At 39.6% G+C, this 21,250-nt stretch carries 21 protein-coding genes; 11 read left to right on the top strand and 10 right to left on the bottom strand.

Translation table 11 applies throughout. The features are described from left to right. Positions 1–23: 23 nt before the first annotated feature. Together N8A89_RS06205 and N8A89_RS06200 are read left to right on the top strand one after the other, a co-directional pair. Positions 24–953 (top strand): YitT family protein, encoded by a 930-nt coding sequence (locus N8A89_RS06205; protein WP_281541478.1) that lies wholly within the window; start codon positions 24–26, stop codon positions 951–953. A gap of 44 nt (positions 954–997) precedes the next feature. Then, positions 998–1,633, top strand: coding sequence for a thioredoxin family protein (locus tag N8A89_RS06200; protein ID WP_281541477.1), 636 nt, complete (start codon positions 998–1,000; stop codon positions 1,631–1,633). On the opposite strand, the gene N8A89_RS06195 is transcribed toward N8A89_RS06200, so the two are convergent. The 5 genes from N8A89_RS06195 to N8A89_RS06175 form a co-directional block, all read right to left on the bottom strand. Continuing rightward, entirely contained in the window at positions 1,616–2,344 is a 729-nt protein-coding gene (locus N8A89_RS06195) for an energy transducer TonB family protein (protein ID WP_289645125.1), read from the bottom strand. The genes N8A89_RS06200 and N8A89_RS06195 overlap by 18 nt on opposite strands. A gap of 73 nt (positions 2,345–2,417) precedes the next feature. Next, positions 2,418–3,119 (bottom strand): tRNA pseudouridine(55) synthase TruB, encoded by a 702-nt coding sequence (gene truB, locus N8A89_RS06190; protein WP_281541476.1) that lies wholly within the window; start codon positions 3,117–3,119, stop codon positions 2,418–2,420. 164 nt (positions 3,120–3,283) lie between these two features. After that, on the bottom strand, positions 3,284–4,081 hold the full coding sequence (locus tag N8A89_RS06185) for an undecaprenyl-diphosphate phosphatase (RefSeq protein WP_281541475.1): 798 nt from the start codon (positions 4,079–4,081) through the stop codon (positions 3,284–3,286). Then, entirely contained in the window at positions 4,082–4,345 is a 264-nt protein-coding gene (locus tag N8A89_RS06180) for a DUF3098 domain-containing protein (protein ID WP_289645124.1), read from the bottom strand. A gap of 9 nt (positions 4,346–4,354) precedes the next feature. Next, a complete protein-coding gene (locus N8A89_RS06175; RefSeq protein ID WP_281541474.1) occupies positions 4,355–5,233 on the bottom strand; it encodes a cell division protein FtsX in 879 nt (292 codons plus the stop codon). A gap of 118 nt (positions 5,234–5,351) precedes the next feature. Here N8A89_RS06175 and N8A89_RS06170 point away from each other — a divergent pair, with 118 nt between their 5' ends. The 5 genes from N8A89_RS06170 (at position 5,352) to N8A89_RS06150 (ending at position 11,364) form a co-directional block, all read left to right on the top strand. Continuing rightward, entirely contained in the window at positions 5,352–8,366 is a 3,015-nt protein-coding gene (locus tag N8A89_RS06170; RefSeq protein WP_281541473.1) for a leucine--tRNA ligase, read from the top strand. Between the two features lie 92 nt (positions 8,367–8,458). Beyond that, complete coding sequence (locus tag N8A89_RS06165; RefSeq protein ID WP_281541472.1) at positions 8,459–8,713, top strand: SemiSWEET family sugar transporter; 255 nt, start codon at positions 8,459–8,461, stop codon at positions 8,711–8,713. Positions 8,714–8,857: 144 nt separating this feature from the next. Beyond that, positions 8,858–9,958: an alanine dehydrogenase gene (gene ald, locus N8A89_RS06160; protein WP_281541471.1), complete on the top strand. Its 1,101-nt coding sequence runs from the start codon at positions 8,858–8,860 to the stop codon at positions 9,956–9,958. A 137-nt stretch (positions 9,959–10,095) separates the two neighbouring features. Beyond that, positions 10,096–10,791, top strand: coding sequence for a zinc metallopeptidase (locus N8A89_RS06155; RefSeq protein ID WP_289645123.1), 696 nt, complete (start codon positions 10,096–10,098; stop codon positions 10,789–10,791). A 54-nt stretch (positions 10,792–10,845) separates the two neighbouring features. Continuing rightward, positions 10,846–11,364 (top strand): GNAT family N-acetyltransferase, encoded by a 519-nt coding sequence (locus N8A89_RS06150; protein WP_281541470.1) that lies wholly within the window; start codon positions 10,846–10,848, stop codon positions 11,362–11,364. A 6-nt stretch (positions 11,365–11,370) separates the two neighbouring features. Here N8A89_RS06150 and N8A89_RS06145 read toward each other — a convergent pair whose 3' ends face one another. After that, on the bottom strand, positions 11,371–11,844 hold the full coding sequence (locus N8A89_RS06145; protein ID WP_281541469.1) for an Lrp/AsnC ligand binding domain-containing protein: 474 nt from the start codon (positions 11,842–11,844) through the stop codon (positions 11,371–11,373). A 95-nt stretch (positions 11,845–11,939) separates the two neighbouring features. Then, entirely contained in the window at positions 11,940–13,313 is a 1,374-nt protein-coding gene (locus N8A89_RS06140; RefSeq protein ID WP_289645121.1) for a saccharopine dehydrogenase family protein, read from the bottom strand. An 80-nt stretch (positions 13,314–13,393) separates the two neighbouring features. Between N8A89_RS06140 and N8A89_RS06135 the strand changes: the two genes are divergently transcribed. From N8A89_RS06135 to pckA, 3 genes are all read left to right on the top strand, one after another. Beyond that, positions 13,394–13,780 carry a DUF423 domain-containing protein gene (locus tag N8A89_RS06135; RefSeq protein ID WP_281541468.1) on the top strand — a complete coding sequence of 129 codons (387 nt, stop codon included), beginning with the start codon at positions 13,394–13,396 and terminating at the stop codon, positions 13,778–13,780. A gap of 22 nt (positions 13,781–13,802) precedes the next feature. Further along, a complete protein-coding gene (locus tag N8A89_RS06130; protein WP_289645118.1) occupies positions 13,803–15,272 on the top strand; it encodes an SLC13 family permease in 1,470 nt (489 codons plus the stop codon). Between the two features lie 367 nt (positions 15,273–15,639). Continuing rightward, complete coding sequence (pckA, locus tag N8A89_RS06125; RefSeq protein WP_281541465.1) at positions 15,640–17,256, top strand: phosphoenolpyruvate carboxykinase (ATP); 1,617 nt, start codon at positions 15,640–15,642, stop codon at positions 17,254–17,256. A gap of 53 nt (positions 17,257–17,309) precedes the next feature. Here the strand turns inward: pckA and N8A89_RS06120 are convergent, their stop codons facing one another. From N8A89_RS06120 to N8A89_RS06110, 3 genes are read right to left on the bottom strand one after another with little or no spacing between them, the layout of a single operon-like run. Then, positions 17,310–18,053, bottom strand: coding sequence for a uroporphyrinogen-III synthase (locus tag N8A89_RS06120; RefSeq protein ID WP_281541464.1), 744 nt, complete (start codon positions 18,051–18,053; stop codon positions 17,310–17,312). Between the two features lie 8 nt (positions 18,054–18,061). Next, the gene (locus N8A89_RS06115; protein ID WP_289645115.1) at positions 18,062–18,718 is read right to left on the bottom strand and encodes a DUF4271 domain-containing protein; all 657 of its coding nucleotides are present in this window, start codon (positions 18,716–18,718) and stop codon (positions 18,062–18,064) included. Next, positions 18,715–20,388, bottom strand: a complete 1,674-nt coding sequence (locus N8A89_RS06110; RefSeq protein ID WP_281541463.1) for an ArnT family glycosyltransferase — start codon at positions 20,386–20,388, stop codon at positions 18,715–18,717. Before N8A89_RS06110 ends, N8A89_RS06115 begins: the two co-directional genes overlap by 4 nt. Before the next feature lie 131 nt (positions 20,389–20,519). Between N8A89_RS06110 and N8A89_RS06105 the strand changes: the two genes are divergently transcribed. Continuing rightward, complete coding sequence (locus tag N8A89_RS06105; RefSeq protein WP_289645113.1) at positions 20,520–21,248, top strand: polyprenol monophosphomannose synthase; 729 nt, start codon at positions 20,520–20,522, stop codon at positions 21,246–21,248. Positions 21,249–21,250 lie beyond the last annotated feature (2 nt).

Genomic DNA, 21,250 nt, shown 5'->3' with positions numbered 1-21,250 from the left:
TTCATAGTTTAAAATAAATTGGAATGGGAGGACATAAAAATAGCGGGTTTTATGTGATGGGGCATTTGGGTGCATATCTAAAAAAATCCAGAAAATTAAGGGTTACTGCAAAATCCTATCTAAAGGATACCTTTTTTATCGTGTCTGGTATTTTTGCGGCAGCATTTGGGCTGGAGAGTTTTCTATTGCCCAATAGTTTTATTGATGGCGGTGCAACCGGAATCTCGTTGCTTATTACCACCATAAGTCCATTACCACTATCCACGATTATTATTCTCATAAATTTACCATTTCTTATACTTGGTTATAAGGTAATTGGGAAGCAGTTTACCATCAAAGCTACATTGGCCATTCTAGGCCTGGCCCTGGTTTTGGGATTGGTGGATTTTCCCGAAATAACCCAAGACAAACTTTTGGTTGCTGTTTTTGGGGGATTTTTCTTAGGTGCGGGAATTGGTTTATCCATAAGGGGAGGTGGTGTTCTTGATGGCACGGAGGTACTTGCAATTTTTTTGAGTCGAAAATTGGGAGCAACCATTGGCGATGTTATAATTCTGATTAATATTCTTATTTTCCTGACTGCGGCCTATCTGTTGTCTATTGAAACTGCGCTCTATAGTATGTTAACTTATCTCGCTGCTTCTAAAACGCTGGATTTTATTGTAGATGGAATCGAAGAGTACACGGGAGTTACTATAATTTCCAAAGCCAGTGAAGATATTCGTTTAATGATAATCAATAAACTGGGTCGTGGGGTGACGATTTATGATGCAAAAGGGGGCTTTGGAAAAGACGGTATACATAATGAATATGACGTCCTTTTTACGGTTATTACACGATTGGAAATTAGAAAGCTGAACATTGAAATTACGAAGATTGACCCAAAAGCTTTTGTCGTTATGAGCAAAATAAACGATACCCGCGGGGGAATGATAAAGAAAAGGGCCCTGTAAGTTTTTGGTTTGATGAACTACTAACGTTTTCTAATGATAAGAAAATGCAAAGAGCCATTTCAAATAAGATGCATAATACAACTGAAGAATTGATAAGGGAAAGTTTATCCAAAGGAATGACCTATTCGGAATATAGGAGTCTAGTTTCATCAATGGCATATAGTGGAAAGACATCCGGTCCATCAGAGACCGAAGCCTTAATAAATTATACCCGACTCAATGATAAACGTATGAAAAGGTGGGATAAGACCTTTATCATCCATGAAGAGGCTGCTCAAAAAATTAGGGATATCGACATTTCTATAACTTGGTTGGTTCTAACCGAAAGTTGGTGCGGTGATGCATCACCAGCCTTGCCTGTAATGAATAAAATTGCCAATTCATCTCCCAATATCACGTTGAAAATACTATTAAGAGATGAAAATATTGAGTTGATGAATAAATTTTTGACTAACGGAAAAATGTCCATTCCTAAGCTTATCGCTATTGAAAATACAACGGGCAACGTAATTGCGGATTGGGGACCTAGGTCAAAAAACGCCACAGTATTGGCCGAGGACTATAAAGCCGAGCATGGCTCTTTTACTGATGAGTTCAAGCAAGACATACAAGTTTGGTATAATAAGGATAAGGGGCAGAGTATATTGAACGACCTAATGGAATTACTTCCGTTGAAATAAATAGGTTATCGTTCCTTTCTGTGAAGATTTATCCCCCGCACTAAATTTTGCTTTTAACGCATAAGCAATTGCATTATCCACCAAACAGCCATTAGAGGTACCGGAACTTCTCTCATTGAAATCTGCATCGATTACATTGCCCAGGGCATCAACTTCTATGTTAATAACCACTTTACCACCTTCAATACAGGTATAGATAGGAGGGGGCAATCGGTAACTATTTCTATTTACCAGAGAATACGATATGGACGTCTTTCGTTTTGCGAGATTATTGGTAAATTCTTGTTTTTCCGCTTCCTTTTCGCCCAAGAGTTGTTTTTGTTCTTCCCTTTTTTTGGCAAGCTCCTTTATTTTAGCGGCATATTCGGAATCTGAGATTAAATCCTCCGAAGGGTCTCCATCGCTCATTTCCGCCTTTTCCTCAAGAATTTCTTCTAAGGTCTTTAGAGGCTCCGGATTGCCGTAATTAGGTTTGGCCGTTTCATTATAGGCCATATGACTCTGAATGGGATCGGCCTTGGAGAGTTCTTCTAATATTTTTTCCTCCTCAGGGGTAAGTTCCTCTATCAAATCCTCTTCCATGACCATTTCTACAACATAGTCATCTTGTTCCTCTTGTCCGCCTAAATGGATATTATAGAGCACCAACACGACAATACCCATTGAAAAAATGGTAATGATTAAGGATAATTGTTGTCTATTGAGGTTCATGGTCTTATAACCTGTTTTTTAAGAAAAAAGTATTTAGAATCGATAAAAGGAAAATCATTTTAGTTTACGACATTTAACCAGACTCATTAAGTAACATTTCCGAAAACTCCGAAGGGTCCTGGGCTATATCTACGTTAAAATCGCCTATTTTGGTTCTTTTAAGAGCCGATAAATGCCCTCCTGACCCCAAAGCAATTCCAAAGTCGTGGGCTATGGAGCGAATATAGGTACCCTTACTACATACAATTCTAAAGTCGAGCTCAGGAAGTTCCGTACGTGTAATCTCAAATTCGCTAATATGTACTTTTCGTTTATTTATGGCTACTGCTTTTCCTTCCCTTGCATATTCGTACAAGCGTTTGCCGTCCTTCTTTAAGGCTGAAAATATAGGAGGGGCTTGTTCTATTTCTCCAATGAAATTTAGTAGAATTTTTTCAATTAAGGCTTGCGTAATATGATCAAATTTAAATATCCGGTCAACATCGGTCTCTAGATCATAGGAGGGTGTTGTGGCGCCTAGTGTTATCGTTCCGGTGTATTCTTTAGCTTGACCTTGGAAATCCGGAATTTTTTTGGTGAACTTTCCTGTACAAATAAGCAATAGGCCCGTAGCAAGAGGGTCTAATGTGCCGGCATGACCAATTTTAATTTTTTTAAGATTGAATTTTTTACGAATAGCCCATTTCAGCTTATTCACCGCCTGGAAAGAGGACCAACCAAGAGGTTTGTCTATCAATAGTATTTGACCTTCTAAAAAATCTTCTTTAGTTTTCAAACCTTGATTATTGGTTCATTTTTTTAAGTTAAGTGCTTTTATAATCTCTACATTTTTCCTTACAAAAAATCCTAGAGCGTAAACTAGTACTGGAATGACAAGGGTAGCTAGAAGAGCGATTAATATCGGCCATACACCAATTATTAAACTCATTACTTTAGGATTTAGGGAACAAGATAACCATAAAAAATAGCTATCAACCCTACGATTAAACAGTATACGGCAAAATAGGAAAGCTTGCTCTTTCGCACAATTTGAATCATCCAAGTACAGGCGGCCAGTCCGGCAATAAAGGCAGCCAGAAATCCTGCGCCCATTGCAATATTGTTTTCTCCATTAAAGTTTAGTTCTCCACCAATAAGGTCCTTAGCTATTTTTCCAATGATTAGTGGTACTACCATTAAAAACGAGAAACGTGCCGCCTTGGATTTGTCAACTCCCAATAATACCGAAGTGGAAATAGTAGCCCCGCTTCTAGAAATACCAGGTAGCATTGCAATTGCTTGTGAAACCCCGACGATAAAAGCATTTTTAAAACTTACCTTCTTATCCGTGTCCTTTGCTCTATCCGCGAAATAAAGGAGTACTGCCGTTATCAAAAGCATAAAACCTACGAAACGAACATTTCCGCCAAAAAAGGACTCTAATTGTTCTTCAAAAAATAAGCCTACAAAAACGGCAGGCAGCATAGAAATTATAATTTTTATGGAAAACTGACTTTCTTCGTTCCATTCAAATTGGAACAATCCCCTCAAAATTTCCCATACGTCTTTTCGGAATACTACAATCGTGCTAAGTGCCGTGGCAAAATGGAGAACAACGGTGAATAACAGACTTTCCTCTGGAACCGAAGTGTCTCCTAGGATGGCTTTTCCCAATTCCAAATGGCCACTAGAGGATACAGGAAGAAACTCGGTCAATCCTTGTACGATACCGAGAATAATGGCGTCAAGAATGTCCAACTAGTTCTTTTTTTTGTAGGGATTCAACAAAATCGCATAAATTTCGATACCTAGGCCAATAAGCACCAAAGTTGGCGCTAACCTTATTCTTCTAAAATTATAGATTTCGGGATTAAATACATTGGGGTCATCACTTCCGCCACCACTCATAAGTATAAAACCTAGGGCAATAAAAGCTATACCGATGAACATAAAAAGGTAATTTTTCTTCTGAAAAATAAAATCTTGTTTAGGGGTCTGGTCAGCTCTATTTTTTTTACTCATGGCGCAAATTTAATAATATAATTCGTCTGTCCTAAGGTTTAGAAAACGTTGGGTGGCAAAATAGGTGCTTACCAGTGAAATTAAAATACCCAAGACAAATACGCCTATCAAAAGTATGATTAGTATTGTGGGGTCTTCCAACAGGCCTAAATCCTGAAAACTAGTATTCACATAATAAATAACGCCACCTATGGCCACAAGGGCCAATAGCGCTCCAATCATACCCAATTTTATATTCTGCCAAATAAAAGGTCTGCGTATAAAGGTCTTCGTCGCACCAACCATTTGCATGGTCTTGATAATAAAGCGTTTGGAATAGATGGATAAGCGAATGGAACTATTAATCAATAAAACGGCTATAAATGTAAATATGGCACTGGCTACCAGTATCCAAAATCCTATTTTCTCCACGCTTTTAGCCACCATGCTTACCAGCACCTTGTCATAACTCACTTCGTCCACATAGCTTTTTTCGGAAAGCTCTGCAGCAATTTCCGTAACTTTTTCAGCGGTCACGAAATCAGCATTCAGTTTAACATCGATGGAGTTTTTTAACGGGTTATACCCTAGGTAATCCACAAAATCCTCTCCTATTTCTTGGCTGTGCTGCTCTGCCGCCTCCTCTTTAGATACATACGTAGCCGATTTCGTATAATCGGACATGGCCAGGGTTTTTTGTAATTGTTCCACCTCCAATTCTTTGGCGTCTTCCTTTAGGAATATGGATATGGTTATCTGCTCCTTGGAGCGGTCGGCCATTTTTTTGGTGTTGAGGACCAAAAGTCCCAAAATACCCAGTAGAAATAGTACTAATGCGATACTTAGTACTACTGAAAAGTAGGAGGATATTAGTTTTCGCCTTTGATAATTTTCAAAAGAAGTGCTCATGAGGGTGAATAGAAATGTAAAAATAGGAAAGTAAATTGAATAAACTTATTTTTGTGGCTAACGGGACAGACCTGTCAGGTTTACTGCATTAAAAACCTGACAGGTCTAACACATTAATATGAACTACAATTTCAACCATATAGAGAAAAAGTGGCAGAAGTACTGGGCCGAGAACCAAACCTTTAAAGCAGAGAACAATTCGGATAAGGAAAAGTTTTATGTGTTGGATATGTTTCCTTATCCCTCTGGGGCGGGTCTTCATGTAGGTCATCCGTTGGGTTATATAGCCAGTGATATTTATGCGCGTTACAAGCGTCATAAAGGGTTTAATGTACTTCATCCACAGGGATACGATTCTTTTGGCCTGCCCGCGGAACAATATGCCATTCAAACGGGGCAACACCCTGCCATTACTACAGAAGAGAACATAAAAACATATCGTCGTCAGCTTGATCAAATTGGTTTTTCTTTTGATTGGAGCAGGGAGGTGCGTACTTCCGACCCCAAGTACTATAAATGGACGCAATGGATTTTCATCCAATTGTTCAATGCATGGTACAACAAGGATACCGACAAAGCAGAGGATATAAAAGGCCTGATTTCAATTTTTGAAAAAGAAGGCAATAGAACGGTAAATGCAGTCTGTGATGATGAGATCACCTATTTTTCTGCGGACGAATGGAACAAGTTTTCGGCAAAGAGGAAGCAGGAGATTTTGTTGCAATATCGATTGACGTATTTGGCGGAGTCTGAAGTTAATTGGTGTCCGGCTCTAGGTACGGTGTTGGCCAACGATGAAATCGTAAACGGTGTTTCGGAACGTGGGGGACACCCGGTCATTCGTAAAAAAATGACACAGTGGAGCATGCGTATAACCGCATATGCCCAACGTTTGTTGGACGGATTGGAAAAAATTGATTGGCCACAACCGCTTAAGGATTCCCAAACCAATTGGATTGGTCGCTCAGAAGGAGCTTCTGTAACTTTTAATGTTTTTCCAAATGAAGGTGGGGAGCCCAAACATCAGATTGAGGTTTTCACTACACGGCCTGATACTATATTTGGAGTTTCCTTTATGACCTTGGCACCGGAACACGAGCTCGTACAAAAAATTACAACTGACGAACAGAAAGCTGAGGTGGATGCCTATGTAGAAGCCACGGCAAAACGGTCCGAGCGAGATCGCATGGCAGATGTTAAGACCATTACCGGTGCATTTACGGGAGCTCACGCCGAACATCCGTTTACAAAAGAACCTATTCCCATTTGGATCGGGGATTATGTCTTGGCAGGTTACGGCACCGGTGCGGTAATGTCCGTTCCTTGCGGTGACCAGCGTGACTATGATTTTGCAAAGCATTTCGATATCCCGATTCCGAATATTTTTCAGGGTGTGGATATTTCTGAAGAGGCTTTTGCCAATAAGGAGAAGACTATCATTGCCAACTCTGATTTTCTGAACGGATTGCCCTATAAGAAAGCATCTAAAATCGCTATTCAAACCTTAGAAACACTGGGGCAGGGCAAAGGCAAAATAAACTATCGCCTGCGGGATGCCGTTTTTAGCAGACAACGGTATTGGGGAGAACCCTTTCCGGTGTATTACGATCCCGATGGGATGCCACAGATGTTAAATGAAAAATTCTTACCATTAGAATTACCTGAGGTCGATAAATACTTACCTACCGAGACCGGCGAACCACCTCTGGGGAACGCAAAGGAATGGTATTGGCTACAGTATGGTGATGAAGGTAAGGTAGTTTCTGAAGAGGCGTTCAAGAGTTCCTCCCCCTCGGGGAGACTAGGAGGGGCCCTTGAATTGAACACCATGCCCGGTTGGGCGGGCAGTTCCCAATATTTTAACCGGTATATGGACCCGCACAATGAGGAAGAAATCTTCTCCCAAGAGGCCATAAACTATTGGCAGGATGTGGACTTGTATATTGGAGGTAGCGAGCACGCCACGGGACATTTATTGTACAGCCGTTTTTGGCAAAAGTTTATGTTCGATAAGGGTTTGGTGCCCAAAGATGAATTTGCTAAAAAGCTAATCAATCAAGGGATGATTACGGGTACCAGTGCTTTTGTAGGAAGATTTACTTTGGATTGGTTTTCAGGTGATCCTGACGAATTTGTGCCTGAAAGCTCTGCATTTGAAACAGCTGAATTATTTGTTTCCGAAAGTATAATAGACAAATTAGAGGCAACAACTGATACAAATTGGGAATTACAAATTGAAAGTATACTAGGTTCCAAAATTCCAAAATCATTTGAATTTGGAAGTTATAAATCTTCAAGAATTGATAGAATCCATTCAGATGTTTCCTCAATAAATTCTTCAGATGAATTGGATATTGAAGCCTTTAAAAAATGGCGTCCAGAATATGCCGATGCAGAGTTCATAAAAGAGCCAGATGGGAGTTTCAAGGTAAGTCGTGAAATCGAAAAAATGTCCAAATCCAAATACAATGTGGTCAACCCAGATGATATTGTACAGGAATATGGGGCGGACAGTCTTCGTTTGTATGAAATGTTTTTAGGGCCATTGGAACAATCCAAACCTTGGAACACCGCGGGGATTACAGGAGTACATTCGTTCTTGAAAAAGATGTGGCGTTTGTACCATACCGGGGCGGATAGTACTTTTGAGGTTGCCGAAGTAGCACCTTCTAAAGATTCTTTGAAGACCTTGCATAAGACCATAAAAAAGGTTGAGGACGACATAGAGAACTTCAGCTTTAATACTTCTGTGGCTACTTTTATGATTTGTGTGAATGAGTTAACGGCCCAAAAATGTACGAGCCGAGCCATCTTGGAACCACTCGCTATTTTGGTATCGCCTTATGCTCCGCATATTGCCGAGGAACTTTGGGAAAAATTAGGCAATAAAGGGTCGATCGCTACGGTACCATTTCCAAAGTTTGAGGAAAAATATGTGGTGGAGAGTACTAAGGAGTACCCTATTTCCTTTAATGGAAAAATGAAGTTCACTATAGAAATGCCTTTAGATTTTAGCAAAGAGGAAATAGAATCTATGGTGATGTCACATGAAAAGACGCACCAACAGTTACAAGGAAGGACCCCGAAGAAAGTAATTGTGGTACCGGGAAAAATCGTGAATATTGTAGGCTGATTAAGAATTGCCCCCGGCATTGGTTATGTGAGGTGTCTTTCAACATATTTAGGAGACTAAAGGTTTGGTGTCCAACAAATTAATATCCATTCATGACATACATAGACATCCTCGGCATAGTAGCCGCCATACTTACGACCGCGGCCTACGTCCCCCAAGTATACAAAACCTGGAAACAGAAATCTACCAAAGACATTTCTCTATTCATGTACTTGGTACTTTTGACAGGGGTGCTGCTCTGGTCGGTTTACGGATTTTATATTGAGAGTTTACCTATCATATTGGCCAATTGTATTACTGCTGTCCTAGTACTCTTCGTTTTAATAATGAAATTAAAATACAAATAATTAGAAGCCACCCCCCCTAAATTTTAGGGGGTATAGCTTTTAAAACTGAATTTTTTAACGTTAACCCCTGCCTTTTAACGATTATTTGTTTGATAAGTGTTTAATTTGTCACAACTTCGTGACTTAATATAAAACTCTATAACAATGATTGTTGGTATTCCTAAAGAAATTAAGAACAACGAAAGCCGGGTTGGGATGACGCCTGCTGGGGTTTTTGAATTGGTAAAGAACAATCACACCGTTTACGTGCAATCTCAAGCAGGCGATGGGAGTGGATTTTTCAATAAGGATTATCAACAGGCCGGGGCTATTATCTTAGATACTATCGGTCAAGTGTACGCCATGTCAGAAATGATTGTAAAAGTTAAGGAGCCCATAGCCGAGGAATACGAATTAATTCAGGAAGGACAAATCCTGTTCACCTATTTTCATTTTGCTTCAAGCGAGGAACTGACCAAAGCGATGATCAAACAGAAGGCCGTTTGCATTGCGTACGAAACGGTTGAGGATGAGGAAGGAACGTTACCATTATTAACACCAATGTCCGAAGTTGCCGGTAGAATGGCCATACAACAGGGCGCTAAATACTTGGAAAAACCTGTAAAGGGACGTGGGGTGCTTTTGGGAGGGGTGCCTGGTGTAGCGCCAGGAAGAGTCTTGGTGCTGGGCGCAGGGGTCGTGGGTATCCAGGCTGCTAAAATGGCAGCCGGTTTAGGTGCACACGTGACCATTATGGATATTAATATGAAACGATTACGCTATGTAAACGATGTGATGCCACCGCATGTGGTAACGGAGTTTTCGAACGAATTCAATATCAGAAAACATATAAAGACCCATGATTTAATTATTGGTGGAGTCCTGTTGAAAGGCGCTAAAGCACCAAATTTGATTACAAGGGATATGCTTAAGGAAATGCGACCGGGTACTGTAATTGTAGATGTGGCCGTAGATCAAGGAGGTTGTGTAGAAACCACGAGACCAACAACCCATGAGGACCCCATTTATATCATTGACGATGTAGTACATTATTCCGTAGCGAATATGCCGGGTGCCGTTCCCTACACTTCTACAATGGCCTTAACGAATGTTACGTTTCCTTATGTATTAAAATTAGCTAATCTTGGGTGGGAAGCTGCCTGTAAAAAGGATGCCAGTTTGAACAAAGGTCTGAACATCGTTGAAGGAAAAGTTGTTTACGAAGAGATTATAGAGGCTTTTGGCTGGGAAGAAGTCCTTGCCTAGCGTACATTTTGTCGGTTATAATAGACCTCGGCATACTCTTAATTGTAATTTTTGGGTTTGGCGGGGTTTTTGCTTTTTATTGGGAAATACTCAAACAAATTGTTTAGTATCTTTAATTCTATAAAATTTTAAAAGTTATGATGGGATATTATATACTGATAGGTGCAATCGCATTAGTCAGTTGGTTAGTGAGTAGTCGCTTAAAAAGCAAGTTTAAGCACTATTCAAAAGTACATCTGCAAAACGGTATGAGTGGTGCAGAAATTGCTGAAAAAATGTTGGCAGATCACGGTATACGAAATGTGAAGGTTATTTCTACTGCTGGTATGCTCACAGATCACTATAATCCAAAAAATAAGACGGTTAACCTTAGTGAAGGGGTGTACAGTCAAAGGAACGCGGCGGCTGCAGCCGTTGCGGCACATGAATGTGGCCACGCTGTACAGCATGCTACCGCATATGATTGGTTGACCATGCGGTCCAAATTGGTGCCCGTAGTAAGTGTAACTTCCGGAATGTCCACCTGGGTGGTCTTTGGGGGGTTGGTTCTAGGAGCAGCCGCGGGAGTTGGATTTGGTTATTGGGTAGCAATTGCTGGATTGGTAATGATGGGAATGGCTACATTGTTTAGCTTTATAACGCTACCAGTAGAATACGATGCCAGTAACAGGGCTTTAGCTTGGTTAAAATCGAAAAACGTGGTTACCCAATCGGAATACAAGGGTTCTGAAGATGCGTTGAAATGGGCTGCCCGAACTTATTTGGTAGCTGCTATTGGTTCTTTGGCCACCCTAGTATACTGGGGACTCCAAGTTTTTGGAGGTAGGGATTAAATGAAATTTTAATTTTAAACTTCAGCCCGTTAAGCAAACTTGACGGGCTTTTATATGGATTATAAAGGCATGATTATCCTACAAACCAAAAGACTATCCCTTTCAGAAGCTAATTTAGATGATGCCCATTTTTTCATGGAATTGATGAACAGTGCCAATTGGTTGCAACATATTGGAGACAGGGGAATCGATGATATAAAAAAGGCCGAGAACTATATAGAGGACAGTCTTTTAAATAGTTATCGGAAAAACGGCTTTGGTCTTTACAAAGTGCTTCTAAAACCGCTTATGGAACCGGTGGGAATTTGTGGATTTGTAAAGCGTGACTATTTGGAGCATCCAGATATAGGTTTCGCCATATTGCCAAAATTTGAAGGAAAAGGATACACAACAGAAGCTGCGTTAGCCACTATTTCCTATGGTTTTGAGGTTTTAAAATTCCCAACAATTTTTGGGATAACGACGGAAGATAACCATGGGTCTAAAAAAATACTAGATAAAATTGGTCTTCGGTATATCGAAAAAATTAAAAAAAGAAGGATAGACCAGAGCTACTTTTATATTCTAAAGTAGCACCAATTAAATCGTGATTTGTCTATCGATTTGTTGCGCTAGTGAGATAAAGGTCTCTGTTCGGGATACCCCCTCAATTTGCTGAATTTCTTTATTGAGTACGTGCATTAAATGCTCATTGTCCCTACATAATACTTTGATAAGTATGGACCAGTTTCCGGTAGTGTAATGACATTCTAAAACTTCTGGTATTTTTTCCAATTGTTTAACAGCGAGCGGATTGCTCATAGCCTTGTCCAAATAGATGCCAATATAGGCCATAGTGGTGTACCCCATCACTTTTGGATTAATGATAAACTTGGAACCGGAGAGTAAACCGGAAGCCTCTAGTTTGCGAAGTCGCTGATGAATTGCTGCTCCAGAAATTCCAATACCCCTTGCAATTTCCAATACAGGTTTGCGGGCATCTTTCATCAGAAATCTTAGGATTTTCTTATCGATACCGTCAATCTTTACCTTTTCATTAGTGGATTTTCCCATTTTGCCTTATTATTTTAATAAATATAGGGAATACAGTATCAATATACCACCTTTCCACGGCGGCCTTTAGCGTAAATTTTGAATAGAAAAGAGTCTTAATTTTTTACGGATTCAGGGTCGTAGCCCAGATAAGGAACATCATGCTCCTTGAATATTATGCCATAGGCTTTTAGTTCCTTCAAAATCGGTTCGTAAACTTCGCGGGTAATCGGAATTTGAACCCCAGGGGTAGTAATTTTTCTATTCAGGATGAGCAGGGTGGCAATGGCAACCGGAAGCCCCACTGTTTTAGCCATGGCAGTGTATGTCCTGTTTTCACCTATAACTACCATATTTGCATCTATCTGTTTCTTGGCTCCATGTATTTCGTAGCCAAACTTGTGATACATGACAATCATATCCTTATCGTCATCTTGCAATGTCCAGCTATCTTCTAATATATACTGGAGTATTTGGGCCGGGGTGGCATTTTTTAACGGAACTGTTTTTTCGCCGTCAAAAAGGTTCAGCTCCAGTAGCTTTTCCCACCGGATATCGTCTTGATCAATTTTTAATAAATGACGTAGTTTTAGTTCAACGGAATCCGTAGGGGAATAAGGTAAAAATAAGTTCACAAACTCCCTGTAAGACATGCCTTCCGAATTTTCAACTTGATAGCTATCATCTGTCATTCCTAGTTGCACGAACATATTCCAAGCTTTGGAGAATCCAACCCTTCTCATGGTACCGCGATATAAGGTAAGCACATCTTGAAGACCGTAGGCCTCCCTATAATTGAGGGAATCCCTGTTGGCGTAGCCTTCAAATTTCCCGTACCCTTCTATTTCAAAAAACTCGGTCCTTCTAAATAGTTGGTTGTAGGGAATATACTTATAGGTGCCTTCTTGAAGAAATTTAGCCGTTCCCCCCTGCCCTGCAACGACTACATTCCTGGGGTTCCAAGTAAATTTGTAGTTCCATAGGTTGTTGTCGGACTCCGGTGCCACTAGTCCGCCCGTAAACGATTCGAATAAAAGCATCTTTCCACCTTTGGACCGTATATTGTCTATGATTTGCATGGCACTCATATGGTCTATTCCCGGATCAAGACCCATTTCATTGATGAAGACCAAACCCTTTTCTTTGGCTCGGGCATCCAAGGCTTTAATTTCGTCCGACACGTAGGATGCCGTAACCAGATGTTTTCCAAAAACTATACAATCTTCCGCTACCTTTATATGCATGCGGGCAGGAAGCATGGAAACCACAATATCACTTTCTGAGATTACCTCTTTGCGTTGTGCGTCATCAAATATGTCCAGTTGTAGAACGGTACAGGATTCATGGCTTTGAATATGATCAGCGATGACAGCCGGATTTATGTCACCAATTGTTAAATGCAGTTGCTCATCATCCGATTTTTCCAGAAAATAATCAATTAAAAAGGAGGTAGACTTCCCCGCTCCAACAACCAGTATTTTTCGTGACATAGGTTTCCTTACTTTTGCTTTACAACGAAGGGCTAAGGTATCAAATTGTTACATTTATAAAAAAAGACAGTTACTAAGTTATGAACAGAACAATTTTTTTAACCGCATGTATTTTCGGTCTGCTGGCCATAATCTTAGGTGCTTTTGGCGCTCATGGTTTGGAGAAACTAGTGGACGAGTATGCCATTGCTACTTTTGAAACGGGTGTTACCTATCAAATGTACCATGCTTTCTTCCTTTTTGTTTTAGGGCTTTTACCACAATTAGAGTTTGGTACAAAAAAGTTGATTTACAGTTTAATTGTTACTGGAGTTATTTTATTTTCTTTTTCGATATATCTTTTGGCACTGAATTCACTTACGAATTTCGACTTTGGCAAAATTGGGTTTTTGACACCGATAGGAGGTGTTTTCTTAATAGCCGGTTGGGGAACCTTAGGGTATCAATTATATAGAAAAGTTCAATAATTCGTCCAAGAAATAAAATGCTATGAATAGAACAAGATTAGTTGGATTAGTGTTAGGACCAATTGCTTTTTTCTTGATCTTGTTTTTTTTCCATCCAGAAGGTCTTTCCAAAGAAGCCAACGCCGTCTTGGCCACAACGGCCTGGATCGCTGTATGGTGGATTACCGAAGCCATTCCCATTGCCGTAACCGCATTATTGCCCATAGTGTTGTTTCCTTTGTCGGGTGGTCTGGATCTATCCACAACATCCGCCTCTTTTGGTCATAAGTATATCTTCCTGTACATGGGCGGGTTCATTATCGCCATAGCTATAGAAAAATGGAACCTGCATAAACGCATTGCCTTGAATATCATTAATCTCATAGGTTCGGATGTTCGCAAAATTATTCTAGGATTTATGTTGGCAACTGCTTTTTTGTCCATGTGGATATCCAATACGGCCACCGCTGTAATGATGCTCCCCATAGGTATCGCCATAATCAAACAATTAAAGGACAACCCGGATACGGTAGCGGATGAAAACCTAATTTTTGGTAAAGCATTAATGCTCGCCATAGCGTATAGCGCTTCCATTGGCGGGGTTGCTACGCTCATCGGTACACCTCCTAATCTAGTTCTTGCAGGGATTGTTTTGGATACCTACGGTTATGAGATAACATTTATGCAGTGGTTTATTTTTGGTCTACCCATTTCCATAACACTATTGTTAATATGTTGGAAGTACTTGACGAGATATGCTTTTACTTTTACGCAGAACGAATTTCCAGGGGGTAAGAAGGAAATTAAAAGGCTCCTTAGTACATTGGGTAAAATAACTTACGAGGAAAAACTGGTTACCGCTGTTTTTGCGCTTACGGCGTTTTGCTGGATTACAAGATCCTTTCTCTTACAAAAGCTGTTACCGGGATTGGATGATACTATTATCGCAATTTTCTTTGCCATTGTACTTTTTCTGATTCCTTCCAGGAATAAAAGGGAACGGCTCATTAATTGGGATGAGGCGGTACAAATGCCGTGGGGAATTATTTTACTGTTCGGTGGTGGTATGGCTTTGGCAAAAGGTTTTGAGGAGAGCGGGCTGGCGGTATGGATCGGGAATCAAATGACTTCTTTATCAGGGCTTCCTATTTTTTTATTGATTCTGGTACTGGTAGCTGCGGTCAACTTTCTAACGGAGATTACCTCTAACCTGGCCACTACTGCCATGCTTTTACCCGTCTTGGCCCCAATGGCTTTGACCATAGACGTTCATCCCTTTGTTCTAATGGTAGGGGCTGCCGTGGCGGCTTCGTGTGCGTTCATGCTTCCTGTAGCAACACCACCCAACGCGGTAGTGTTCGGTTCGGGATACTTGCGCATACCGGACATGGTAAGCAAAGGGTTTTTTATGAACCTTGCTTCTATTTTAATACTATCACTTTTTGTATACTTTGTATTACCTGAATTATGGAATATAGCCATCGTAGGTTTTCCGGAAATACTTAAGAAATAATCTGATTTCTCCTTATGAGCGTGGAGCTTTGACTCTACATTTATTTCTACCGACGAAATTGACGTAATATGAATTGGAGCCTGATTTAATAATTAGATAATCATATTTAGTAAGAGAATTCACAGAAGTTTGTTGCCTTGGAAATTATCAAATAAAGGAAATAGAGGCGCTTTTTTATGAAATTGATAATTAATTAAATATTTTACTGAATTAAGTCTAAAATTTAATAAAATGCCCGAATTAATCTTGAAAGGTTTTTTATAAGGGGTACGGATAATACAATTCGACGAGTTTTATTCCTATTAAGGCATAAAAATCTAAGGCTTAGTACGGGAATTTTTTAGCTTTGCACAAACAAACAGCTTTTATGACCTCATCTGCAAATAGTACGAAATCGATTTCGTTAAAGGATTACGGAATATCTCATCATAATTTTCACTATCAACTAAGCCCAACAGATTTACAAAAAATTACGTTGAACGAAGAAATGGGTACAGAAACGGCGAATGGTACTTTGGCCGTTAATACCGGAGAATTCACCGGACGATCTCCTATGGACCGTTTTATCGTTAAGGACAGTATTACCGATGATAAAGTATGGTGGGGAAATATTAATATTCCGTTTGATACCGAGAAATTTGATGCCTTGCATAAAAAGGTCATTACTTATTTAAATGAAAAGGAACTGTACGTACGTGATGCCTATGCCTGTGCGGAGAATGCGTACCGTTTAAATATTCGGGTCATCAATGAATATCCTTGGTCCAATATGTTCGCCTACAATATGTTCTTAAGACCAACTGAGGAGGAACTGGATAATTTTGAGCCGGAATGGACGGTCATAAATGCACCTGGATTCATGGCAGATGCCGAAATTGACGGAACCAGGCAGCATAATTTTGCCATTCTCAATTTTACAAAAAAAATAGCCTTAATTGGTGGTACAGGATATACCGGAGAAATTAAAAAGGGAATCTTTTCGGCTTTAAATTTTATCCTTCCCGTTTTTAAGAATACGCTACCCATGCATTGTTCTGCCAATGTAGGGCCAGAAGGAGATACAGCAATTTTCTTTGGACTATCGGGAACTGGAAAAACCACGCTCTCCACAGATCCGGACAGAAAACTTATTGGTGACGATGAGCATGGGTGGACCAGCCAAAACACTGTTTTTAATTTTGAGGGAGGTTGTTATGCTAAGGTCATCAACTTGTCAGAGGAGCAAGAGCCCGAAATATATAGGGCCATTAAACCTGGTGCTATTCTGGAGAATGTAGTTTTGGACAAAAACGGAAATGTAGATTTTGCAGATACTTCTATAACGCAAAATACGAGGGTTAGTTATCCCATTTACCACATCGACAATATACAGGAACCATCCATTGGAGAAAATGTAAAGAATATTTTCTTTTTAACGGCCGACGCCTTTGGGGTGCTTCCACCTATATCCAAGTTGACCCCCAGTCAGGCGGCTTATCATTTCATCTCGGGTTATACGGCAAAGGTTGCCGGTACAGAGGCTGGCGTCGTGGAACCACAACCTTCTTTTTCGGCCTGTTTCGGTGCTCCATTTATGCCTTTACATCCAACGAAATACGCAGAAATGTTAAGTAAGAAGATGAAAGAGTCCGGAGTAGATGTTTGGTTGGTGAATACAGGTTGGACCGGAGGTCCTTATGGTATAGGAACACGCATGAAATTAAAATATACGCGTGCCATGATCAGTGCGGCATTAAGTGGAAAGCTTGGACTGTATTCTTATGACAATTATCATATTCATTCGGTTTTTGGCGTGGCACAACCTCGGGAATGCCCAGGGGTTCCTACAAGCGTACTAAGTCCAAGGGCAACTTGGAACAACGACGAAAAATATTATACGACAGCATTTAAACTTTCCAATGCCTTTAGGGAAAACTTCAAGAAATTTGAAAGTTATGCCAGTGAAGAAATACGACGAGGTGGTCCACAACGGTATGCATTTTAAAATCAAAAAAGCCTCACTTTTAGTGAGGCTTTTTTTATAGACTAACGTGTAATTTATTTATTTACACTGGTTATATATTTTTGCAGTGCCATGGTCATGGACGGCGTCTCTGGTGTGGGAGCCTTAATGTCTATTCGTAGGCCAGCATCTGTAGCGGCCTCTACGGTAGAGTTTCCAAAAACGGCGATGCGAGTATCGTTCTGTTCAAAATCTGGAAAATTCTGTAAAAGAGACTCAATTCCAGATGGGCTAAAAAATACGAGGATATCGTAGTATACATTTCTTAAATCCGATAGGTCGCTGATGACCGTTTTATAAAAAATACCTCTTTTCCAAGAAATATTTAAGTCATCAAGTATTTCTGGATATTCGGGCTTAAGTACATCGGATGACGGGAGTAAGAATTTTTCGTCTTTATACTTCTTTATTAAAGGAATCAAATCAGAAAATAATCTTTGGCCCACATAAATTTTACGCTTTCTGTACACCACGTATTTTTGGAGATAATAGGCCACTGCCTCAGATTGGCAGAAATACTTCATGCTATCGGGCACCTTAAAACGCATCTCTTCTGAGATTCTGAAAAAATGATCAACGGCGTTGCGGCTTGTAAGAATTATGGCAGTATAATCTTTTGGGTCAATTTTTTGCTGACGAACACTTTTTGCATCAACTCCTTCTACATGTATAAAGGGTCTAAAATCGACCTTTACCTTTTCCTTGTCAATAAGCTTGGAGTAGGGAGAATTTTCCATTTTTGGTTCCGGCTGAGAGACCAAAATCGTCTTTACTTTCATATGGCGCACTATTTAAGAAAGCTTCCCATTAGTATTAAGGGTGCAATTTCGAGTGTGCAAAGGTACAAAATAAAATAGAAAAAATAATTGGTTATCAATTTTTGGGAATTTCTAATAACTGTAATCCAACCAATTAAATTAATTATGAAGAAGAGAAACACCGCCACCAAGGCAACGGACTTATTATCTACAAAAATATAGGTCAGGAGAATGTTGGCAATAAAAAGTATAAGGCCGCCATAGTTCAAATAGGAAAGTTTTTTAAAAACAAGATCGCTGATTGTGCGATATGACCCGAATACAAAACCGTTTCCTAATTGTAGGGCAATCTTTAGGATTATAAAGAGAAAAAATCCGGTTAGGATAATAGGGTAGAGAAAGGGGGAGCTTTCCCCATCGGCACCTCTAAAAATTTGCCAGAATAGAAATATGAAAAGGGATGTATTTATTATTTGAAAAATAGTAAGCAGAATTTGAAACCAATTAAATAGGCGCTCTTTCTTATTGTACATGAAAATGTACTTATTATTAAAGGGTAGGATAATGAAGTTTAAGAAACGGGAATAGAACAGACTTTTGGCCAAGAGGACAAAAAGCAAGCTTCCAAAAATAAGGATGGTAATCCAGTCATTGGCCTCTATGGTTCTATATACGGGGTCCATCATTCTAATTCAATCGGTTTACCATTCAGTCCAAAATACAGATTGTTTTCTGAAATCACGACCCTAAAGTAAGAAGGATACCCTTGTTTTGGAGCAGGTAGGGCAAATGTGAAATCCGTAGTATCTTTTGCGATTAAATTCTCCGTATCCTCCTTTATCGATTTTACTTGAATCGGAATGGTCTGTTGTGTTATTTTATAGGCATCCAAATAGGCGATTCCAAATTTTAAACTATTTAAGGGGACGTCAAATGTATAGGGATTGTATACCTTAAGGGTTAATTTCCGCTCGGTATCTAGGGAAATATTTTCTTCGGGAACGATACATTCCAGTTTACGATAGGATTTAAAATCATCTATAAACTTGCCATGATATAGTCCACCATCCGTCTTGGTATAATGAAAAGTGCCATCTTTAATAAATCTAGAAACATAGAGTACATCCTTTCCCCTAACTTTTTCTTCCGAATCATCTATAGAGTACTGGTTCTTTCTGTACATGACATTGTTTAATGAAAAAGTGGTATTTCCTTGCGCATAGAAAGCATACATGGGTGCGTTTCTATAGGAATTTTCAAAAACTACGGGCATATCGTCCACCTCATCTTGGATTTTGTTCACCCAATCCTTATTCCCGTGGGATTCATAAAATACATTGAACAATAAAGGTTGGTACACTAGACCCACACGTAAGTAGAGGATTACGGCAATATTGATTAGTCCTAATCTAACTATCCATAGCATACTCCTTCTATGTTGTAGCATGTAATTAAAAACTATAATGATTAGGGGAATACAAATAATAATGATCCATTGGGTTTGTACCCTTCTGTTGAAACTGGAGATGAAAAAGAAAAGTATTACACCGTAGGTTAAAAAGAGCAGGGCCTTTTTAAACTGATCGGTTGCCTTACTTTTTAAAAGTGCATGATAAATGAAAGGAAAGGGCAATCCGAAAATAGCGATTAGGTTTACAAAAAAACCTAGCGTATACTTTTCAAAACTATATGCACCATTGGGCCTTTCATACAAGTGATACTTAATAGAGACAAAATCATTGGCATAAAGCCAATAAAAATGAGGTATGTAGCAAAACAAGGCCACACCGACAGCCAGCCAAGCATGTTTATTTTTTATTAGTGAAAGGTTAGATAATAGCACGAAAAGAATAACCAATACAGCGTGGTATTTGCTATACATCAATGCCGCCATAATAATACCCAAAATGATTGAATGGAAGACGCTTGGCTTTTTGATAAAGTGTTTATAGATAAGTAAAAAGCAGGAGGTAAAGAATAACAATGGAGTGTCCGGAAGCGTGAAAAACCCATAGGCATTTAGAAGGGTCATTGAAAAAACGAGGACAAAAAAATGTGTTATGTAACGGTTCTTATTCGGGTTATCGATTAAAAGCCAAAGCACCAAAATGTTAGCTGCCGAAAGTAGACAGCTTACAAAACGTACCCCCAGCTCCCAATTAAACAAATAGCTACTTAATTTCACTAATAAAGCAACCATAGGAGGGTGGTCAAAATATCCCCATGCCATATCCTGGCTGTAATACCAATAATAGGCCTCATCAAAAATGAGTTCCGTAAAATGGCTTTGCACAAGGTTAAGGACTAAAAATCCAAAAAGAAAATAAAAGAACTTTCCGGGAATTTTTTCGAACATTCGTGAATATTGCTTCGGGCAAAATTACAAATTCTGAACTTTACAAATTGTTTTAAAAATGTCATAAACCTCTCTAGCCCGTTTCTCCAACATTTTTAAAACCTTACTTTTGTGGAAATTCAATACGTTTCATGTCCAACAGCATCGTAATTATTCCGACATACAATGAGATAGAGAATATAGAAGCTATAATTCGTGCTGTTTTCGATTTACAAAGAGATTTTCATGTATTGGTTGTTGACGATAATTCACCGGATGGGACCGGAGCATGTGTCAAAGCCTTACAGCAAGAGTTTGCTGGTCGACTTTTTTTAGAAACACGGATGGAAAAATCCGGTCTCGGGACGGCATACATTCACGGATTTAAATGGGCAATAGATAAGAAGTACGATTATATTTTTGAGATGGATGCGGATTTTTCCCATAATCCTTCGGACTTGTTGCGACTTCTTAAAGCATGCGAAAACAACGCCGATGTTGCCGTCGGTTCTAGATACAAGAAAGGCGTAAATGTCGTCAACTGGCCTTTATACAGAGTGCTATTGTCCTATGGAGCTTCGGTTTATGTAAAAATGGTAACCGGAATGCGCGTACATGACCCTACGGCAGGCTTTGTTTGCTATCGTAGGGCGGTATTGGAGAATATAGATTTGGACTCTGTCCGTTTCGTAGGGTATGCCTTCCAAATTGAAATGAAGTTCCGGGCCTATCTAAAAAATTACAATATAGAGGAAGTCTCCATAATTTTTAGGGATAGGGAAAAGGGTAAGAGCAAAATGAGTTCCTCTATAATCAGTGAGGCCATTTGGGGTGTACTGGCAATGAAGCTTCGAAGTCTTTTTCAAAGAAAAAAATTCTAATG

The sequence above is a fragment of the Maribacter aestuarii genome, assembly GCF_027474845.2.
Classification (GTDB): Bacteria; Bacteroidota; Bacteroidia; order Flavobacteriales; family Flavobacteriaceae; genus Maribacter; species Maribacter aestuarii.
Note: the sequence above shows the minus strand (reverse complement) of the source record. Positions and strands in the feature narration are given on the sequence as shown.

What these genes read in the sequence shown, in the direction of transcription:
- N8A89_RS06200 (WP_281541477.1), top strand. Translation starts at nt 998, where the DNA reads ATGCAAAGAGCCATTTCAAATAAGATGCATAATACAACTGAAGAATTG.
- N8A89_RS06120 (WP_281541464.1), bottom strand. Translation starts at nt 18,053, where the DNA reads ATGAAAGTAAAGACGATTTTGGTCTCTCAGCCGGAACCAAAAATGGAA.
- N8A89_RS06195 (WP_289645125.1), bottom strand. Translation starts at nt 2,344, where the DNA reads ATGAACCTCAATAGACAACAATTATCCTTAATCATTACCATTTTTTCA.
- N8A89_RS06205 (WP_281541478.1), top strand. Translation starts at nt 24, where the DNA reads ATGGGAGGACATAAAAATAGCGGGTTTTATGTGATGGGGCATTTGGGT.
- N8A89_RS06180 (WP_289645124.1), bottom strand. Translation starts at nt 4,345, where the DNA reads ATGAGTAAAAAAAATAGAGCTGACCAGACCCCTAAACAAGATTTTATT.
- N8A89_RS06115 (WP_289645115.1), bottom strand. Translation starts at nt 18,718, where the DNA reads ATGATGGACCCCGTATATAGAACCATAGAGGCCAATGACTGGATTACC.
- ald (WP_281541471.1), top strand. Translation starts at nt 8,858, where the DNA reads ATGATTGTTGGTATTCCTAAAGAAATTAAGAACAACGAAAGCCGGGTT.
- N8A89_RS06155 (WP_289645123.1), top strand. Translation starts at nt 10,096, where the DNA reads ATGATGGGATATTATATACTGATAGGTGCAATCGCATTAGTCAGTTGG.
- N8A89_RS06165 (WP_281541472.1), top strand. Translation starts at nt 8,459, where the DNA reads ATGACATACATAGACATCCTCGGCATAGTAGCCGCCATACTTACGACC.
- N8A89_RS06140 (WP_289645121.1), bottom strand. Translation starts at nt 13,313, where the DNA reads ATGTCACGAAAAATACTGGTTGTTGGAGCGGGGAAGTCTACCTCCTTT.
- N8A89_RS06145 (WP_281541469.1), bottom strand. Translation starts at nt 11,844, where the DNA reads ATGGGAAAATCCACTAATGAAAAGGTAAAGATTGACGGTATCGATAAG.
- N8A89_RS06150 (WP_281541470.1), top strand. Translation starts at nt 10,846, where the DNA reads ATGGATTATAAAGGCATGATTATCCTACAAACCAAAAGACTATCCCTT.
- N8A89_RS06105 (WP_289645113.1), top strand. Translation starts at nt 20,520, where the DNA reads ATGTCCAACAGCATCGTAATTATTCCGACATACAATGAGATAGAGAAT.
- N8A89_RS06110 (WP_281541463.1), bottom strand. Translation starts at nt 20,388, where the DNA reads ATGTTCGAAAAAATTCCCGGAAAGTTCTTTTATTTTCTTTTTGGATTT.
- N8A89_RS06170 (WP_281541473.1), top strand. Translation starts at nt 5,352, where the DNA reads ATGAACTACAATTTCAACCATATAGAGAAAAAGTGGCAGAAGTACTGG.
- N8A89_RS06175 (WP_281541474.1), bottom strand. Translation starts at nt 5,233, where the DNA reads ATGAGCACTTCTTTTGAAAATTATCAAAGGCGAAAACTAATATCCTCC.
- N8A89_RS06130 (WP_289645118.1), top strand. Translation starts at nt 13,803, where the DNA reads ATGAATAGAACAAGATTAGTTGGATTAGTGTTAGGACCAATTGCTTTT.
- pckA (WP_281541465.1), top strand. Translation starts at nt 15,640, where the DNA reads ATGACCTCATCTGCAAATAGTACGAAATCGATTTCGTTAAAGGATTAC.
- N8A89_RS06135 (WP_281541468.1), top strand. Translation starts at nt 13,394, where the DNA reads ATGAACAGAACAATTTTTTTAACCGCATGTATTTTCGGTCTGCTGGCC.